We start from the raw sequence: 15,601 nt of genomic DNA on the forward strand, positions 1-15,601 counted from the left end.
CGGAGGCTATAGCCCCGAACGGCACGGCTCGACCGAATACTGCAAGCGTGGCTGTCGATGCCAGAACAGCCGAGCAAACCGTCGGTAGCCTCCGCCCGATGACGGCCGTCGGCGACTGGCTCGGCCTGCTGCAAGAGACCGCCGACGCGGTGCAGGCATCGCTCAGCACGTTCGATCGCTGGCATGACGGTGGTGACCGTCCCGATCAATATGCGCTGGACCAGATCGCCGACGCAGCAGCGCTCGATGTGCTCGACGCGGCAGGCGTGGGTGTGCTGAGCGAGGAGTCCGGCCTGCGCTCTGGCTCGGGCGACGAAACGGTCATCGTCGATCCAGTCGACGGCTCCACCAACGCCTCACGGGGCATCCCGCACTACTGCGTCAGCCTCTGTGTCGTCGACGGGCTCACACCGGTGGCGGGTCTCGTGCGCCACCTCGTGTCGGGCGAGGAGTTCACGGCCACAGCCGACGGCGGCGCACACCGGAATGGCCACCCGATCAGCCCCAGCGGTCGCGAGACCGGAGAGCGGGCCGTCATCGGCGTGTCGGGACGTCCCGGCCCCGAACTGCGGGTCTGGCAGGTTCGGGTACTCGGCTCGGCGGCGCTGGATCTGTGTGCGGTCGCCTGCGGCCGCCTCGACGGCTACATCGACCTCAACTCCAACCACGGCGTCTGGGATTACGCCGCAGGCATCCTGATCTGCGATGAGGCAGGAGCATGGACCGGCGAGGCCGACGACAAAGAACTGTTTCACCTCAGCCACGGCGAGCGCCGAGGGCCCATCGCCGCCAGTACAGCGCAGCTTGCGAGCTTGCTCGACGGCTCCGGCCAGCGGGACCGCCGGTAGCCTGCGAGACCGGGCCGACGGGGGCGCTTAGCTCAGCTGGCGAGAGCACCTCCCTTACAAGGAGGGGGTCGCAGGTTCGAGTCCTGCAGCGCCCACCCCAGCGCCCCGGCAGGTCCGCTCAGTAGATGCGCGGAATGATCCGGTAGGGCACCCGCCGCTGGTACTCCGCCCACTTGTCGGGGCCGTATTTTTCAGCGCAGCGCTTGTCGTCGTCCATCTGGCGGTAGGTGAACAAAGCGAGGACGTAACCGAAATAGACCCACGCCCACAGGTTGCCGAGGTGGCCCCAGCTCAAGGCGAGGGCCAGTCCGTAGAAGCCCTCGCCCAGATAGTTGGGATGCCGGGATGCGCCCCAAAAGCCGCTGCACAGGATCTTGCGCTCGCCGGCCTCGATGATCTCTGGCCTGATGCCCAGGAAGGCGCGCTCAGGCCATCGCTTGAACGTGTACTTCTGCATGTTGGCGCCACGGCTGATGCACCAGCCCACGACGAACAGCGCTGGCGTCACGATCAGCCAGAGATACCGCCAGGCGCCTGCGTGCGGGGGGTCGACATGCGCGGCCATGCCCCACATCGGGATGATGAACATCCAGCCGTAGACGATGAGCGCACCCCAGAACATCTTGAAGCCGAGGCGCTCGTAGATGATGTCGTAGGTGTACAGCTGCACTCGTTCGAACACGAAGTAGTCGAACACGTAGAACGTGAAGAACGCCGCGAAGAGCCAGGCGCCCGGGTTCGGGTCGTCGAAGTTGTCGTAGTGCCAGGCCGCGCCCGAGAAGGCATTCAGCGACAGCATCGTGCCGCCGACGATGTAGAAGTACATCTTGAGATCGATGCGGCCGTTGAAGAACTGCATCTCGGGGGCGCGCCCGAACCAGCACGCCAGAAACTTGTTCTTGACGTCGCCTTCGGGCTGGGTGAACACAGCCACCAGGGTCATGACGACGGCCAGCACCGTGCCGCCGGCCACGGCGTACAGCGACGAACGGTAGAACCAGTCGCGCGGCATGCCCGTGAGCTCGAACCACCACAGCGCCTGGGCCACGACGAACACTGCCAAGCCGTTGAGCCGGTAGCTGCGGGGCTGGCCGGTCTTGGGGTCGACGACGTAGCCGGGGACGCGCTTTCCGGGCAGCACCATCTGCAGCACGAAGAAGGCGACGAACACGAGCAGCGGTGTGAAAAACCCCAGCACCGCCTCGCCCGCAGTCAGCTCGACCAAGTGCTCTATGCCGAGCCATTCGAACATCGCTGGCTTCCTTTCCGCTGCCGGGGCAGCCGACCGCCTCTAGAAGATGCCCGGGATGATCCGGTAGGGAACTCGGGCCTGGTATTCAGCCCACTTCTCTTCGCCGTACTTCTCGGCGCATTGCCTGTCGTCCTCGAACTGGCGAGGAACGAAGAAGGTCACGATCATCACCACATATGTCCAAGACCACAGGTTGGTGAAGTGCCCGAATACCAGCGCCACGGAAATTCCGTACAGGCCTTCGCCGAAGTAGCCGAAGTGCCTTGCCTTGCCCCAGAACCCGCTGCACAAGATCTTGCGGTCGCCGGCTTCGATCACCTCCGGCTCGAAGATGCCGAGGAACTTCCGCTCAGGCCAGCGCTTGAACGTGTACTTCTGCATGTTCGAGCCGCGAGAGATCGTCCAGCCCACCAGGAACAGTGCGGCGCAGCCGATCAGCCAGAAGTACATCGGACCGCCGGAGAATCCGGGATCGGCGACGGGCGCCAAGCCCCACAGCGGCAGCACGAACATCCAGCCCCATACGAACGGCCCGCCCCACACGAGCTTGAATCCGACGTTCTCGTGGATGAGGTCGTAGGTGTAGAGCTGCACCCGTTCCCACACGAAGTAGTCGAAGACGTAGAAGGAGTTGATGGCGACGTAGAGGATCAAGCCGGGGTTGACATCGTCGACTGCGTCGATGTGCCACGCCGCCCCGGACCACGCGTTGAGCGACAGCATCGTGCCGCCGACGATGTAGAAGTACATCTTGAGGTCGAAGCGGTTGTTGAAGAACTGCATCTCTTGCGCACGACCGAACCACCACGCCAAGAAGGGGTTCTTCTGGGAGCCCTCGGGCTGGCTGAACACCACGATGGTCGTCGCGATGACGGCAGTGATCAGCCCGCCCAAGATGGCGTACATGGTCGACCGGTAGAACCAGTCGCGCGGCATGCCGGTGAGCTCGAATGCCCACACGACGTGCGCCAAGGCGAACACCAGCACGCCGTTGAGCCGGTAGCTGCGAGGTTCGCCGGTCTCGCGGTTGGTGGCGTAGCCGGTCACCCGCCGGGCGGGCAGGATCATGTGCGCAACGAAGACGGCGGCGCAGACGATCAGCGGCGTCAGGAACCCCAACACCGCCTCGCCACCGGATAACTCAAACAGATGGTCGATGCCGAGCCATTCGATCATGTGAGAACGCCCTTCCCGTCATTCGAGCCTTCGATGACGTGGCCGCTTACGATTATTGCCGTCGACGGCAGGAAGGTGCGGCAACTCATGAAACTCGACAGCGGAGACGCGTTCCCCCAGATCACCTTGAGCGATCTGGACGACCAAGAGGTCACCATTCCCGAGGTCTTCGGCGACGGCTGGGGCGTCGTGCTGATGTACCGGGGCCATTGGTGACCGTACTGCCGTCAACAGTTGGTTGACTTCGACGGTGCCGGCTCGTTGCTGAAGACTCTTGACGCCAGCGTCGTGGCGCTGTCGGTGGACGACAAGGACACCACTGCGGGCCTGGCCGAGGGCCTGCATCTGCGCACTTTGAGAATGCTGCACAGCGCCGACGTGGCCGAGGTGTCGTCGCTCACCGGTGCGTACACCGAGGAGAAACGCGGCATCCTGCATGCCACCGGGTTCATCCTGGCGCCGGGCGGCAAGGTCGCCCAAGCGTGCTATTCCACGGGCCCGATCGGCCGCTTCACTGCTATCGACACCATGAGGATTCTGCGCTTCGTCCAGCAGATGCGACAGCGCCAAGGCTGACCGTTCGGCGTTTGCCCGCCCTGTGTTGATTGCTCGGCTCTTAGGCGCCCGGTGTTGGCTGCTCGGCGGCTAGCCGCCGACGATGAACCGCTGGTGCGTGCCTTCGGAGATGAGCGTGTCGCCGTGGGTGACCTTGATGTCGAAGACCAAGCGGCGGCGGTCGACTTCGTTGATCTCGCCGGTCACGAGAACGTCCTCACCCGAGGACACTGCGGCCTGGTGGCTCACGCAGATGTGAATCCCCACCGTGGTCTGGTTCTCCTCCAGCAGGGGCTGCACGCCGAACAGGCAGGTGCCCTCGATGAGGCGAACCATGTCGGGCGTGGACAGCACCTTGTTCGGCAGGTGCGGCGGGGACATCTCGTCCGTCACCCGGTGGGTCTCGCTGGTAGTGAATCCGACTTCGATGGCTCCGCTCATGGCGGCAGACCATAGAGGCTGTAGTGGTCCCGGGCGCTGAGGCTGGTCCAAGTAGGTTGCAGGAATGCCTGATTTGCACCCGCAGTGCGAACCGCTTGCCCTGCTGCTGGGAACCTGGCAAGGCGGCGGCACCGGTCATTACCCGACCATCGACGACTTCGCCTACACCGAGGAGTTGACGTTCGGACATGTGGGCAAGCCGTTCGTGTCGATGATCCAGCGCACACGCAACAGCGTCACCGGCGAACCGCTGCATTCCGAAGCGGGCTATATCCGAGCGTTGCCGGGCGGTGAGCTCGAGCTCACCCTGGCGCAGCCGTCTGGCGTCACCGAGATCCACCTGGGCACAGTGCGGTCCTCCGACGACGGTCTCGTGATCGAGCTGCGAAGCGAAGAAGTGGGCATGACTCCGTCGGCCAAGGAAGTGACGTCGGTGCGGCGGGAGCTGAGCGTTGTCGGGCTGGGAACCGATGGCGGGCCCTCGCTGATCTCCGAGCTGTGGATGGCTGCCGTCGGCCACGGCGAACTCCTGCACCACCTGCGCGGCGAACTCACCAAGCAGAACTGACCGGCTGCGCCAGGAAGAAAACCAAGGCGTCCAGCGTGCTGGACAGCACCACTCTGATCCGTGAGGCGGGGGCTGTCACCACATCCACAGCAGGGAAGCGCAGCCTCCGTCTCACCTGTCGGATCCGAGCCATCAGGGTACCGCGCGGTGATACCGAGCTGTCCGGTGCCTTGGACTCCGGTGGCAGCACCGACTCGGAATCGTCAAGGCGTCAAGCCCTACGCTGGTCCGCGGGCAGAGGGGGAGCGATGTCACAGGTGTCTCAGGCGAATGCAGCACATGGTGCGAATGGGACCGCGTACGGCGCTCCGACCGCAGCAGGCCGCCCCGATGTGGACGACGAGACGCTTGCTGCAGCGGTCACGGTGGCAAACATCCCGACGCTGCTGATGGTGCTGGTTCAGATGACCGGCGAGCTGCATTGGCTGGAGGAGCCGTACCGGCCTCGGCGTGAGCCCGGACTCGGCGACAACGACACCGGCGGCCTTGCCCTCGAGCACCAGCTGGAAGTGCGGGAGGCGGCGCTGGAAGCCATTGCGGCATGGCGGGACGGGCGCCCGATGGCAATTCCCGAGCCCGACGACACGCTCATCACCCGGATGCTCGCCACCGCCATGGGTGAGCATGTGCCCGACGAGTACGGCGCGTTCACGGCTGCACAGCTCGGGCTCGCCAAGTTCCTGGACCACGACCCCATCAATGTTCCGCCCGGCTTCAAGGTGCTGGTGATCGGTGCAGGTGCCTCGGGGCTGTGCGCCGCCATCAATCTCAAGCAGGCCGGTGTGCCCTACGAGGTCATCGAGCGCAACGGCACGGTCGGCGGGGTCTGGTGGGAGAACCGCTATCCCGGTGCCGGCGTGGACACCCCGAACCACCTGTACTCGTACTCGTTCGCCCCGCATGACTGGAAGATGTACTTCTGCCTGCGCGATGAGCTGCACGGCTATCTCGAGAAGGTCGCCGACGACTTCGACGTGCGGCGCAGCATCCGGTTCAACACGTCAGTCGAGCGCATCAGCTACGACGCCGAGCGGCAGGTCTGGCGTGCCGAGGTGCGCCATGTGACCGACAACGAGGGCCGCTGGGAGACGGGCAGGCTCGGACTCAGCGCCACCCCCGACGAGACGGGTCTACGCCGCCGAGACGACGGTGCGGCCACGGCACCGGGTGCCAACGGGCACGCCCAGGGCGTCGACGGTTCCACGCAGATCATCGAAGCGAACGTCGTCATCAGCGCTGCCGGCATCTTCAACCCGCCGATCCGGCCCAATATCGAAGGTCTGGAAACGTGGAGCGGCGAGACCTGGCACACAGCGCGCTGGCCTGCCGATGCCGATCTCACAGGCAAGAGCGTGGCGATCGTGGGCAACGGTGCGAGCTGCATGCAGACCGCTCCAGAGATCCAGGATGACGTGGAGTCGCTGACGATCTACCAGCGCTCCAACCACTGGGCTGCACCGTTCGACCAGTTCCGAAAGCCCGTTCCCGATGCGATGCGCACGCTGTTCGAGGCGGTGCCGCTGTACCGGGCGTGGTACCGGGTGCGACTGGGGTGGACGTTCAACGACCGCATTCACACTGCCCTGCAGAAGGATCCCGACTGGGAGCACCCCGAACGTTCGCTCAACGCTCAGAACGACGCCCACCGCAAGTACTTCACGCGCTACGTCACCGACGAGCTGGGTGACCGGGCCGATGAGCTGCTGGACAAGGTGCTGCCCACCTATCCGCCCTTCGGCAAGCGGATGCTGATGGACAACGGCTGGTATCGGATGCTGCGCAATCCCAGCGTCGAGCTGGTCGACGATCCCATTGCGGAGATCTCGGGCCAGACCATCCGCACGGCCGACGGTGCCGAGCGCGAGGCCGACGTGCTGGTGCTCGCCACGGGTTTTGACGTGCTGCGTTTCATCACCACCTATGAGGCAGCGGGTCGTTCAGGCAGGACCCTGCGCGAATCGTGGGGCGATGACGACGCGAGCGCCTACCTGGGCACGGTCACGCCCGACTTCCCGAACTTCTTCACCCTCTACGGCCCGAACCTGCAGCCGGGCCACGGCGGCAGCCTCATCTTCGTCGTGGAGATGCAGGTGCGCTACATCATGGACATGATCGCCAAGATGTGTGCTGGCGGCCTCGGAGCGGTCGAAGTGCGCCCCGAGGTGCACGCTGACTACCGGAGCCGCGTCGACGAGGCACACGAGAACATGGTCTGGATGCACCCCGGCATGACCAGCTACTACCGCAACGAGTCAGGCCGCATCGTGGTCAATTCGCCATGGCGCAACGTCGACTACTTCGACATGACCAAAGAAGCCGATCTCGACGACTACATGTGCGAGCCGCGGGCGGCGCATCGGGAACTCGTCGCCGACTGAAATTGCTCGCCGGGCGGTGTCTGGCGGGTGCCTATACTCGCCATTGAGGCCAGCCTCAGCCGAGTGTGGTCAGAGCAGGCTTGTGTAGCTCGCACTCGGAGAGGCTGGCCCTGTCGCGCAGGCTAGCGAACTCTTGTGCAATGAGACGTACTGAAATTCCCTGACGTCGCGCTTGGGCACATGGCTATGTTCGGCAGAGGGGCGGGGCCGTCGAACTGCCAAAATCGTCCACTCTGGCGACGGCCCTGCCCTCTGTCTGCAAATCGTAGCAACCGGGTGCGCCGTACAAGCCGGGTTTATGCCGCCAGCTCGGCGCTGATGGCCTTCAGCGCAGTGTCGACGTCTGCGTTGCTGACGTCGAGGTGCAGCACCATCCGGGAGCGCCCGAAGCGCCAGTCGGCCAGCACGCCTCTGCCTTCGACTCGCTTGGCGAGCGTGGAGTCGTCCCGGTCGAGCTGTGAGAAAACCATGTTGGTGTTGCAGCCGGTGACCGTGATGCCCTCGATGGCCGCGAGCCCTTCTGCGAGCCGCTGTGCGTTGGCATGGTCGTCGGCGAGCCGGTCGATGTGGTGTGCCAGGGCGTACAGCCCGCCGGCGGCGATGATGCCGGCCTGACGCATCCCGCCGCCCAGCACCTTGCGCCAGCGGCGCGCTTTGCCCACCAGATCGTCGCTGCCGCACAGCACTGAGCCGACGGGGGCGCCCAAACCCTTGGACAGGCACACCGACACGGTGTCGAACGGAGCGGCAACCTCGGCAGGTGACTGGCCCAGCGACACAGCTGCGTTCCACAGCCGAGCGCCGTCGAGGTGCAGCCCGAGGCCGTGGCGGTCGGCGAAGTCGCGGGCTTGTTGGTGCTGGCGGGGCGTCAGCACCTTGCCGTCGATGGTGTTCTCGAGGCACAGCAGGCGAGTACGGGCGAAGTGGCTGTTATCGGGCTTCACGGCCTCCTCCGCGGCTGCGAGATTGAGCATTCCCGTGTCGTCAGTGGGCACCGGCTGGGGCTGAATGCTGCCCAGCACGGCTGCGCCGCCGCCCTCGTACATGTAGGTGTGAGCGTGGTGGCCGACGATGTACTCGTCGCCCCGCTCGCAATGCGCCAACAGCCCGCACAAGTTGGATTGTGTGCCGCTGGGCACATACAGCGCTGCGGCCTTGCCCAGCAGCTCGGCCGTGTAGTGCTCGAGCTCGTTGACCGTGGGGTCGTCGCCCCAGACGTCGTCGCCGACCTCAGCCTTGGCCATGGCGGCCCGCATGGCCGGCGTGGGGCGGGAAACAGTGTCTGAGCGGAGATCGATCACGGCCGCAAGCCTGCCATGCGGCGTGCGTTGAACGGCAGGGGAGCGGCTCAGGCCTTGCCGTTGCGCAGCAGCTTGCCTGGCAGCGGGCCGTGCGGGTCGACCGCATCGGCGCCGTCCCGGCGGATGACAGTGCCGTTCACCACCACCGCGTCGATGCCCTTCGCATCGGAGATCAGCCGATCGGCGCCGGCGGGCAGGTCGTACACCCGCCGCTTGCCCAAGTGGCCCACCTCGTCGGCATCGAACACCACCACATCGGCGGGCTTGCCTTCGGCCAGCGTGCCCCGGTCGGTGATGCCGAACACCTCGGCGGGACGCTGGGTGAGCATGTGGATGCCGGTTTCGAGATCGAAACTGCCCCGACCCCGCACGAATGTCTGCAGGAACTCCGTGGAGTACTTGGCATCGCAGAGCTGGCTGGCGTGCGCCCCGGCATCGGACAGCCCGATCACCGTTGTCGGGTCGTGGAGCAGCTCGTCGATGTCGTCGGGGTCGTGGTTGATCACGTCCTGGACGATGCGCATGTCGAGGTCGGCGTCGAGCGCCATGTCGAGCACCCAGTCCACCGGGTCTTGGCCGGCCTCGTCGGCCATCTGCTGCACGTTGCAGCCCTCGAACTCGGGATTGTGGGGCAGGTAGCTGACTTCGGTTCGAGCCCAGCGGTCCCCGATCTTGCCGCCGTTGCCGGCCTTCTCCTTGAACTCGGCCCGCCAGTCGGCGTCGGCGTAGTAGCGCTTGCGGCCTTCGAGGTCGCTCTGGGACACCGGGGTGAAGCAGCGCAGGGCCTCATAGATGAACGGCGCCTTCCAGCTCATCTCGAACTGGATGGGCTGCACCGCAACCTGGGGGAACACCGGCAGGCCCCGCTCGGCGATCTCATGGGCTCGCTCCAGCTCGGCGCGGTGGCTGCCTGGCCCGCGTGCCGAGCCAAGCAGCGCTGTCCAGCTCACGTGTGCGCCGGTAGTCTCGGCGATGCGGGCGAACTCGTCGTGGCTGAGGCCCCGGCCGACCGTTGCCTGCATCACGCCGCCGGCGTCGCCGAGCGCCTGGGCAATCTCGACGATCTCGTCGGTAGTGGCAGCCCGGCTGGGCACCGGGCGCCCCTCGTAGCCGACGTGAGTGGCCGCTTTGGAGGTGGCGAAGCCGAGCGCGCCGGCCCGCAGCGCCTCGGCCACCAGGTCTCGCTGAGCGGCGATCTCTTCGGGTGTGCCTTCCCGCTCGGTGGATTCTTCGCCCATCACGTACATGCGCACCGCTGTGTGACCGACGAGCGCCGCCATGTTCACCGCGGCGCCGTTGGATTCGAGTGCATCGAGGTACTGCGGGAAGGTCTCGAAGCCCCAGTCGCCCAGGCCGGCCCGCAGCGCGTCCACGCTCATGCCCTCGACGTTCTCGAGCGTGCGCATGATGAGGTCGCGGTGGTCGGGCAGGGTGGGCGCCACCGAGAAGCCGCAGTTGCCCATCACGATCGTGGTGACGCCGTGCCACGGCGAGCAGCTCACCAGGCGGTCCCACATGACCTGGGCGTCATAGTGGGTGTGGATGTCTACGAAACCGGGGCACACGATGCGCCCGGTGGCGTCGATGGTCTGGGTCGCTTCAGCAGGGGCAGAGCCGAGCGCCACCACCTTGCCGCCGCTGATGCCCACGTCGCCGACATAGCGAGGGGCGCCGGTCCCGTCGATGATCGTCCCGCCGGTGATCTTCAGTTCGTAGGCCATGTCGCTGTCCCCATGCTCGCCGTCTACGCGCTCGCGCTCTCGGGCCGGCTGGCCCGAGGCAGCGACGATCACGCTAGTCGCGCCCGTTCCGCCAGTCTGTGAGCGGCCCAGCGTCGGTCCGCGCAGACCCCGGCTCGTCGGCATGCAAGTCCTCGCCGACGCAGCCGAGGCGCCGACGGGTGGGGTCCAGATCGTCGTAGTGGCGGCTGGGGGTCACGGGCTGATTCCGCGGTCGTCTGAGTGGCGGATCGGGCCGGCGAGCACCTCAGTGACGCGCCCGACCTGTCGGTCCCAGCGGCCGAGATCAGTTCCGGAGACGCCTTGGCGGCGGCACTGGTCCGCTGCCACGGCGGCGATGTCGAGCGCCGCCGTGCAGTGCTCTCTGAGGGAGTGTTCGGATGGCAGCTCGGGGCGGCTGTCGACATAGTTGGACTGTCGCCACAGGTGGAGCGTGGCGAGGTCGACGGCGCTGCCTGCCAGGGTCTCAAAGGTGTGTCGGACCGTTTCGGGCTGGCTCTTGAGCAAGCCGCGAATGTTGTGGCTCCATGCGGGCGCGGTGCCGACAGAGACGATGTGGGTGATCTTTGCCGCTGACTCGACTACCAACAGGACCTCGGCCATCGCTGCGGCGAAGCGCACGCCTTCTATGCGGCGATGATCGTCCGCGTCGCCTTGGTCGGCGGCGTCGATCTCGGCGCGGGAGGGTCGCAGCTGGTTTTCGAGGCGCAGCGCTGCTTCAGTCATTTCCTGGAAACGGCTGGCCAGTTCGGCGGTTGGGTCAGCGGGCAATCCGATCTCCTTGTGCCAGTCGATCCCGGTGTGGTGTCCGGTGTCAGCCAGCTCGACTGCGTCGCCGGCGATGCGGGCCTCAACCGAGCACGTCACCCGCGTGGTGCGAATCGCCCACTCGGGTGCGTCGGTGACCACTACGTCGACGGGGCATCCGGCGACTTCGCCGGCCTTGGCCTCCAGTACGCAGCGGCGTTTTGAGCGGTCGCTGTAGTCGCCCAGGTCGTCATAGATCGCCACCAGGTCGATGTCGCTGCGGTGGCCAGCTTCACCGCGCGCCAGCGACCCGAACAGCAGTACCCGGCCCGCGCCGGCGCGTACCAGCTCGTCAGCCGCACGACGCGCGGCAGCAAGATCCGGGGCGGCCATGAGCCGAGAATACCTGTGCGTCGTGGACAGAGGCAGCAGGTCAACCGGGAAGCGGCGTCACAGGGGATCGGGCACGTCGCTCGTGCTCGCCGACCGCATGCTGGGGCTGGGGCGGATGGTGCCGCACGTGTTGTTGACTTTGGGTGTGGAGCGGTGCATGCTTGCCGGCGGATGAAATCTGTAGGCGGCCTGGGCCCGGTCTGGGTGCAGTGGGGAATGGAAGGCTTGTTCGGATGAGCGGTCAGTTGTCGGGTTCGAGAGTTGCTGGTGGTGTCGGTGTGAGCGGCGCGATTCCCGGGGGGGGGGGGTCGGTGCGTATGAGGGCCGGCGGCCGCGTGCCGCGCGCGTTGCTGGCGGCGTTGTTGTTGCCGGCGTTGTTGGCGGTGGTGCCGTTGTCGTCGGCGGGGGCGCAGACGCCTGACCCGGTGTTGGTGAGCAATCTGGGCCAGAGCGAGGGAAACGACTACGAGTTGCATTTGTTTGATGCTGCGCAGGCGTTCTCGACGGGCGGCAACGCGTTGGGTTACACGTTGGGCAGTGTCGATGTGCAGTTTGCTCAGTTGACTGATGCTGCTACGGCTTCGAAGCTGTCGGTGTCGGTGCATGCTGAGTCGGACGGCCGCCCCGGCGGTGTTGTCGGGACGTTGGCGTGGCCGGCTTTCTCGCCGTTCAGCAGTGTTCAGAGGCTGCGTTTCGCGGCGCCGGGGAGCGGCATCAGCCTCGCGGCGGACACCGAGTATTTCGTTGTGCTCGACAACCATGGCAGTCTTTCGGGCATCAACCGTGTCGACAGCGCGGCTTCGGACGACGAGGACTCGGGCGGGACGCCCGGCTTCAGTATCGCTGACAGCAGCTTTGCGCGTAGCTCCAATGTGAGCAGCGGCTCGTGGTCCGCCCCTCGCACGGAGATCATCAAGATCGGCCTGAACGGCGCGGCGAATGCGGCGTCGGATCTGTTGGTGTCGGCGCCTTCGGTGGTGAACGTGCGTGAGGGCCAGACGGTGTCTGTGCGTCTGGACTTGGCTAAGGAGGTGACTGGCCGGGTGCCGGTGACGGTGGTGTCGTCTGATCCGTCGCGGGTCAGGGTGAATCATCCGGATCAGTTGTTCATGGGCCGCAAGTACGCGAATGGCCATAATGGGTCGAACGGCGTCGTGGGCGTTCAGGTGCAGACCAGTCTTATTCCCGGCAGCGGTCGCTTGGTTGGCTCCGCTCCTAAAGGTGATCAGGTTGGGTCCGCTGTTGACCGTAGGGATGGTTGGTCGGATCAGGACAGGTATGAGCCGTCTGGGTCGATGAGTTTCGATTTCACTGCTGCGGACTGGGCGGGTTATACGTCTATTGAGGAGCCTGTGCTGCATAAGGGCTTTCGGGTGGTGGAGGTGACTGGTGTGGCTTCTGGTGCGGATGGGCTGCCCGCTAATGGGCCTGACGCGAAGTTCCAGTTGTTGTTGTCGTCGAGCGATGCGTCGGTGGCGTTCGCGCCGGTCACGGTGGTGGTGAAGCGTTCGCGGGGGTTGGATCCGGTGTTCGACCCGGACCCGCGTTTCAGTTTCGGGTGTCGTGAGCGGGAGTGTCTGCGTGTCGATGAGGGCGGCTCGGTTTCCTACACGGTGCGGAATTTCAACGTTCCGGCGCCGGGGTCGCCGTTGACGATCACTCCGACGGGTGAGGGCTTGTCGTTCGATCCGCCGGTGGTGTCGTGGACGCATCGCGATCATGATGAGCCGCGCACGGTGACGGTGACTGCTGCTCACGACAGTGATGTGAGGTCTGATACGCGGATCATTCGTCATGTGTTCAGCGAGAACTGGGACACGTCGGGGTCGCTGTCGAAGATTTTGCGGCGAAGCGAGTCCAAGGCTGAGGCGGAGTCGGACTTCAACATGGCGGTGCGGGTGGTCGACGACGATCTGAGGAGTTTCGATGCTGTGGGCGCCGATGGGGCCGTGATCGACCGGGTCAGCGTGTTGAGCCGTGCGGGCGAGAGCCGTTCGGGGCTGGGACGTTTCTGGCTCCGGGTCGACGGGCCGCCTGACTGCGAGCGCCGTTCTGCGGGGTTGTGCTGGGATACGTTGCGGATCCGGCTGCGCAGCGGCCGCCCGGACGGGTCGTGGGACAACGCGCCGGTGGCCGCGACGGTGCATCGCGCCGATCAGGCGGGTGCGAGTCCGTTGTCGTACTCGAAGGTCGCGGGGCCCAGGCACTGGTACGCGATGCATATCAGGCCGGAGCACTGGGACAGGCTGTTGCGGGTCGATTTGACGCTGGACCCGGCGCTGTACGGCACCAGCGGCAACTATGAAATCTCGATGAGCTTGGAGCGGGCGAACGGCGAGCCGTCGGCGCATCGGCGGGTGACGGTCAGCTACGGGCCGAACCTGGAGACCTCTCCCAGCGTCGACGACAACAGCGTTCCGGTGTCCGACGGCGTTCCGGTGCCCGACGGCCAGCAAGCACCCCCCCACGGCCAGGACCAAGAGCAGGCCGATCAGCAGCAGGCCGTCCCCGACGCGGACAGCGGCGGCGCGGACCCGGTGCCGTATGCGGCGGACCCCCAGGTCGTCTCCGCGGTGCAGTATCTGGCGTCGCAGACCCATCACGGCTTCGCGCACGTGAACCGCTGGCAGCGGGCGCTCGCCGCGATCGGCGCGCTGGACCCTGCCGACGTGACGGGCGGCGCGTTGAGCCTGGCCGAGGCGCGGCAGAACGCCAGCAGGTACAGCAGCCCGGTGTGGGACCAGGTAGTCGCCGAGATCGAAGCCAAGCAAGCCCACGACACAGCACAACAACAACAGCAACAGCAACAGCAACAGCAGCAGCCTGTCGGCGACGGCCAGCCCCAGCAGCAGCCGCAGCACCAGCCTGTCGTCGTGCCTGAGGTGACTGTCGTGTCCGCGTCAGGAGCGACCGAGGGATCCGCGGTGAGCTTCACGGTGGCAGCGTCGCCTGCGCCCGCAGCGGACTTGGCTGTGTCGGTCACGATCGCGGCGGCAGGCGATTACGGCGTCACCGCAGGCACGCGCACGGTCACGATCCCCGCCGGTTCGTCGTCGGCGACGCTGACCGTGGACACCGTCGGCGACAGCACTGACGAGCCCGACGGGACCATCACCGCTGCGGTGGCTAATGGCGACGGCTACACCGTGGGCGCCGCAGCCGCGGCGACGGCCACCGTGGCTGACGACGACGAGCCGCCGGCGGCGTACGTGATGGACCCGGCGCTGATCGCGGAGGTCCAAGCGCACATCGCGTCGTTCAGGGCGCGCAGCCACCACGCAGGGATACGCGACTGGACAGCGGTGCTCGACCGGCTCGAAGGCCGCAGCGGCGGCATGAGCGACGACCGCATCGCAGCGTGGCTCGACCGGTCACGCCGTCACGGCTGGGCCGACGGCATCGACACGCTGCCCAAAGTGCAGGCAGCGCTCACCGCCCAAGCAGCAGCCTCATAACCCCAACAACCACAACAGCCTGCGGCGACGGCCACAGCTCAATCCCCGGACAGGAAGTCCTAAGGTGCAGCCATGAGCACTGCGGACTTGCCCGACGAGTTGGTCAACCGGGTGACGTGGAAAATCCCCAATGCGCTTGCGCTGGTGGGTTCGAGAGCCGGCGACGAGCGCAACGCCATGACCACCAGTTGGATCACCCAGCTGTCGATGGCGCCGGTGATCATCGGGATCGGTGTCGACAACACCGCTGTCACCCACCGGCTGATCTCCGCGGGCGGCTCGTTCTCGGTGAACCTGTGGAATGCGGAGAACACCCGACCGTTTGTCAAATTCTCCAAGCCCGCTGCTTACGAGGCGGGGGACGACAGCGCAGGACGGGCGACCGGGAAGCTCAACGGCTGGTCGGTGTACGAGGCCAACACAGGAGTGCCGGTGTTCGTCGACGCTGCTGCCTGGATGGACTGTGAGGTGCGTCACAGCGTGGATCTCGGCACTCACACGCTGTTCATGGGCGAGCTCGTGGCGGCAGGCATCAATGACGACGAGGTGCGGCTCGCCTCCATGTCCGACACCCGGATGAAATACGGCGGCGTCAAGCGCCATTAGCCATTTGTGCGGATTGGCCTGCAGGGTTGACCGGCTGAGCAGGGACTCAGCAGAGCTTGACCTGCTCATCTGCGTACGGCGTGGCGCCAATTCGGCGGGCCTCACGGTTCCCTCAGGCGACGATCTATCGGCCCGGCTACCA

At 66.1% G+C, this 15,601-nt stretch carries 14 protein-coding genes and 1 tRNA gene; 8 read left to right on the forward strand and 7 right to left on the reverse strand.

Annotated features, from left to right (window positions below; all coding sequences use genetic code 11):
* Nucleotides 1-98: 98 nt before the first annotated feature.
* Nucleotides 99-848, forward strand: a complete 750-nt coding sequence (locus ACOGJB_RS01405; RefSeq protein WP_419839055.1) for an inositol monophosphatase family protein — start codon at nucleotides 99-101, stop codon at nucleotides 846-848.
* A gap of 21 nt (nucleotides 849-869) precedes the next feature.
* Nucleotides 870-943 (forward strand) — tRNA-Val (locus ACOGJB_RS01410).
* A gap of 23 nt (nucleotides 944-966) precedes the next feature.
* On the opposite strand, the gene ACOGJB_RS01415 is transcribed toward ACOGJB_RS01410, so the two are convergent.
* Nucleotides 967-2,100 carry a DUF1295 domain-containing protein gene (locus ACOGJB_RS01415; RefSeq protein WP_419839056.1) on the reverse strand — a complete coding sequence of 378 codons (1,134 nt, stop codon included), beginning with the start codon at nucleotides 2,098-2,100 and terminating at the stop codon, nucleotides 967-969.
* Between the two features lie 39 nt (nucleotides 2,101-2,139).
* A complete protein-coding gene (locus ACOGJB_RS01420; protein WP_419839057.1) occupies nucleotides 2,140-3,276 on the reverse strand; it encodes a DUF1295 domain-containing protein in 1,137 nt (378 codons plus the stop codon).
* 33 nt (nucleotides 3,277-3,309) lie between these two features.
* Here ACOGJB_RS01420 and ACOGJB_RS01425 point away from each other — a divergent pair, with 33 nt between their 5' ends.
* Nucleotides 3,310-3,492, forward strand: coding sequence for a hypothetical protein (locus ACOGJB_RS01425; RefSeq protein WP_419839058.1), 183 nt, complete (start codon nucleotides 3,310-3,312; stop codon nucleotides 3,490-3,492).
* 18 nt (nucleotides 3,493-3,510) lie between these two features.
* The gene (locus ACOGJB_RS01430; protein ID WP_419839059.1) at nucleotides 3,511-3,852 is read left to right on the forward strand and encodes a peroxiredoxin; all 342 of its coding nucleotides are present in this window, start codon (nucleotides 3,511-3,513) and stop codon (nucleotides 3,850-3,852) included.
* Between the two features lie 69 nt (nucleotides 3,853-3,921).
* Here ACOGJB_RS01430 and ACOGJB_RS01435 read toward each other — a convergent pair whose 3' ends face one another.
* The gene (locus tag ACOGJB_RS01435; protein WP_419839060.1) at nucleotides 3,922-4,272 is read right to left on the reverse strand and encodes a thioesterase family protein; all 351 of its coding nucleotides are present in this window, start codon (nucleotides 4,270-4,272) and stop codon (nucleotides 3,922-3,924) included.
* A 64-nt stretch (nucleotides 4,273-4,336) separates the two neighbouring features.
* Between ACOGJB_RS01435 and ACOGJB_RS01440 the strand changes: the two genes are divergently transcribed.
* Complete coding sequence (locus ACOGJB_RS01440) at nucleotides 4,337-4,840, forward strand: FABP family protein (RefSeq protein WP_419839061.1); 504 nt, start codon at nucleotides 4,337-4,339, stop codon at nucleotides 4,838-4,840.
* A 248-nt stretch (nucleotides 4,841-5,088) separates the two neighbouring features.
* The gene (locus ACOGJB_RS01445; protein ID WP_419839062.1) at nucleotides 5,089-7,218 is read left to right on the forward strand and encodes a flavin-containing monooxygenase; all 2,130 of its coding nucleotides are present in this window, start codon (nucleotides 5,089-5,091) and stop codon (nucleotides 7,216-7,218) included.
* A gap of 296 nt (nucleotides 7,219-7,514) precedes the next feature.
* On the opposite strand, the gene ltaE is transcribed toward ACOGJB_RS01445, so the two are convergent.
* The 4 genes from ltaE to ACOGJB_RS01465 all read right to left on the reverse strand — a co-directional run bounded on the left by ltaE (nucleotide 7,515) and on the right by ACOGJB_RS01465 (nucleotide 11,398).
* Complete coding sequence (gene ltaE, locus ACOGJB_RS01450) at nucleotides 7,515-8,519, reverse strand: low-specificity L-threonine aldolase (protein WP_419839063.1); 1,005 nt, start codon at nucleotides 8,517-8,519, stop codon at nucleotides 7,515-7,517.
* Between the two features lie 47 nt (nucleotides 8,520-8,566).
* Nucleotides 8,567-10,240 (reverse strand): N-acyl-D-amino-acid deacylase family protein, encoded by a 1,674-nt coding sequence (locus tag ACOGJB_RS01455; RefSeq protein ID WP_419839064.1) that lies wholly within the window; start codon nucleotides 10,238-10,240, stop codon nucleotides 8,567-8,569.
* A gap of 73 nt (nucleotides 10,241-10,313) precedes the next feature.
* Complete coding sequence (locus ACOGJB_RS01460) at nucleotides 10,314-10,457, reverse strand: hypothetical protein (protein WP_419839065.1); 144 nt, start codon at nucleotides 10,455-10,457, stop codon at nucleotides 10,314-10,316.
* Nucleotides 10,454-11,398: a nucleotidyltransferase family protein gene (locus ACOGJB_RS01465; RefSeq protein ID WP_419839066.1), complete on the reverse strand. Its 945-nt coding sequence runs from the start codon at nucleotides 11,396-11,398 to the stop codon at nucleotides 10,454-10,456. The genes ACOGJB_RS01460 and ACOGJB_RS01465 overlap by 4 nt, the downstream gene beginning before the upstream one ends.
* Before the next feature lie 317 nt (nucleotides 11,399-11,715).
* Between ACOGJB_RS01465 and ACOGJB_RS01470 the strand changes: the two genes are divergently transcribed.
* Nucleotides 11,716-14,853 (forward strand): choice-of-anchor R domain-containing protein, encoded by a 3,138-nt coding sequence (locus ACOGJB_RS01470; protein WP_419839067.1) that lies wholly within the window; start codon nucleotides 11,716-11,718, stop codon nucleotides 14,851-14,853.
* Nucleotides 14,854-14,925: 72 nt separating this feature from the next.
* Nucleotides 14,926-15,459 (forward strand): flavin reductase family protein, encoded by a 534-nt coding sequence (locus ACOGJB_RS01475; RefSeq protein WP_419839068.1) that lies wholly within the window; start codon nucleotides 14,926-14,928, stop codon nucleotides 15,457-15,459.
* Nucleotides 15,460-15,601: the final 142 nt, after the last annotated feature.

The organism is Candidatus Poriferisodalis sp. (assembly GCF_965208895.1).
Classification (GTDB): Bacteria; Actinomycetota; Acidimicrobiia; order Acidimicrobiales; family Poriferisodalaceae; genus Poriferisodalis.

Excerpts from the sequence above, each read along its gene's own strand:
- ACOGJB_RS01405 (WP_419839055.1), top strand. The coding sequence starts at position 99 with ATGACGGCCGTCGGCGACTGGCTCGGCCTGCTGCAAGAGACCGCCGAC.
- ACOGJB_RS01415 (WP_419839056.1), bottom strand. The coding sequence starts at position 2,100 with ATGTTCGAATGGCTCGGCATAGAGCACTTGGTCGAGCTGACTGCGGGC.
- ACOGJB_RS01420 (WP_419839057.1), bottom strand. The coding sequence starts at position 3,276 with ATGATCGAATGGCTCGGCATCGACCATCTGTTTGAGTTATCCGGTGGC.
- ACOGJB_RS01425 (WP_419839058.1), top strand. The coding sequence starts at position 3,310 with ATGACGTGGCCGCTTACGATTATTGCCGTCGACGGCAGGAAGGTGCGG.
- ACOGJB_RS01435 (WP_419839060.1), bottom strand. The coding sequence starts at position 4,272 with ATGAGCGGAGCCATCGAAGTCGGATTCACTACCAGCGAGACCCACCGG.
- ACOGJB_RS01440 (WP_419839061.1), top strand. The coding sequence starts at position 4,337 with ATGCCTGATTTGCACCCGCAGTGCGAACCGCTTGCCCTGCTGCTGGGA.
- ACOGJB_RS01445 (WP_419839062.1), top strand. The coding sequence starts at position 5,089 with ATGTCACAGGTGTCTCAGGCGAATGCAGCACATGGTGCGAATGGGACC.
- ACOGJB_RS01455 (WP_419839064.1), bottom strand. The coding sequence starts at position 10,240 with ATGGCCTACGAACTGAAGATCACCGGCGGGACGATCATCGACGGGACC.
- ACOGJB_RS01465 (WP_419839066.1), bottom strand. The coding sequence starts at position 11,398 with ATGGCCGCCCCGGATCTTGCTGCCGCGCGTCGTGCGGCTGACGAGCTG.
- ACOGJB_RS01470 (WP_419839067.1), top strand. The coding sequence starts at position 11,716 with ATGAGGGCCGGCGGCCGCGTGCCGCGCGCGTTGCTGGCGGCGTTGTTG.
- ACOGJB_RS01475 (WP_419839068.1), top strand. The coding sequence starts at position 14,926 with ATGAGCACTGCGGACTTGCCCGACGAGTTGGTCAACCGGGTGACGTGG.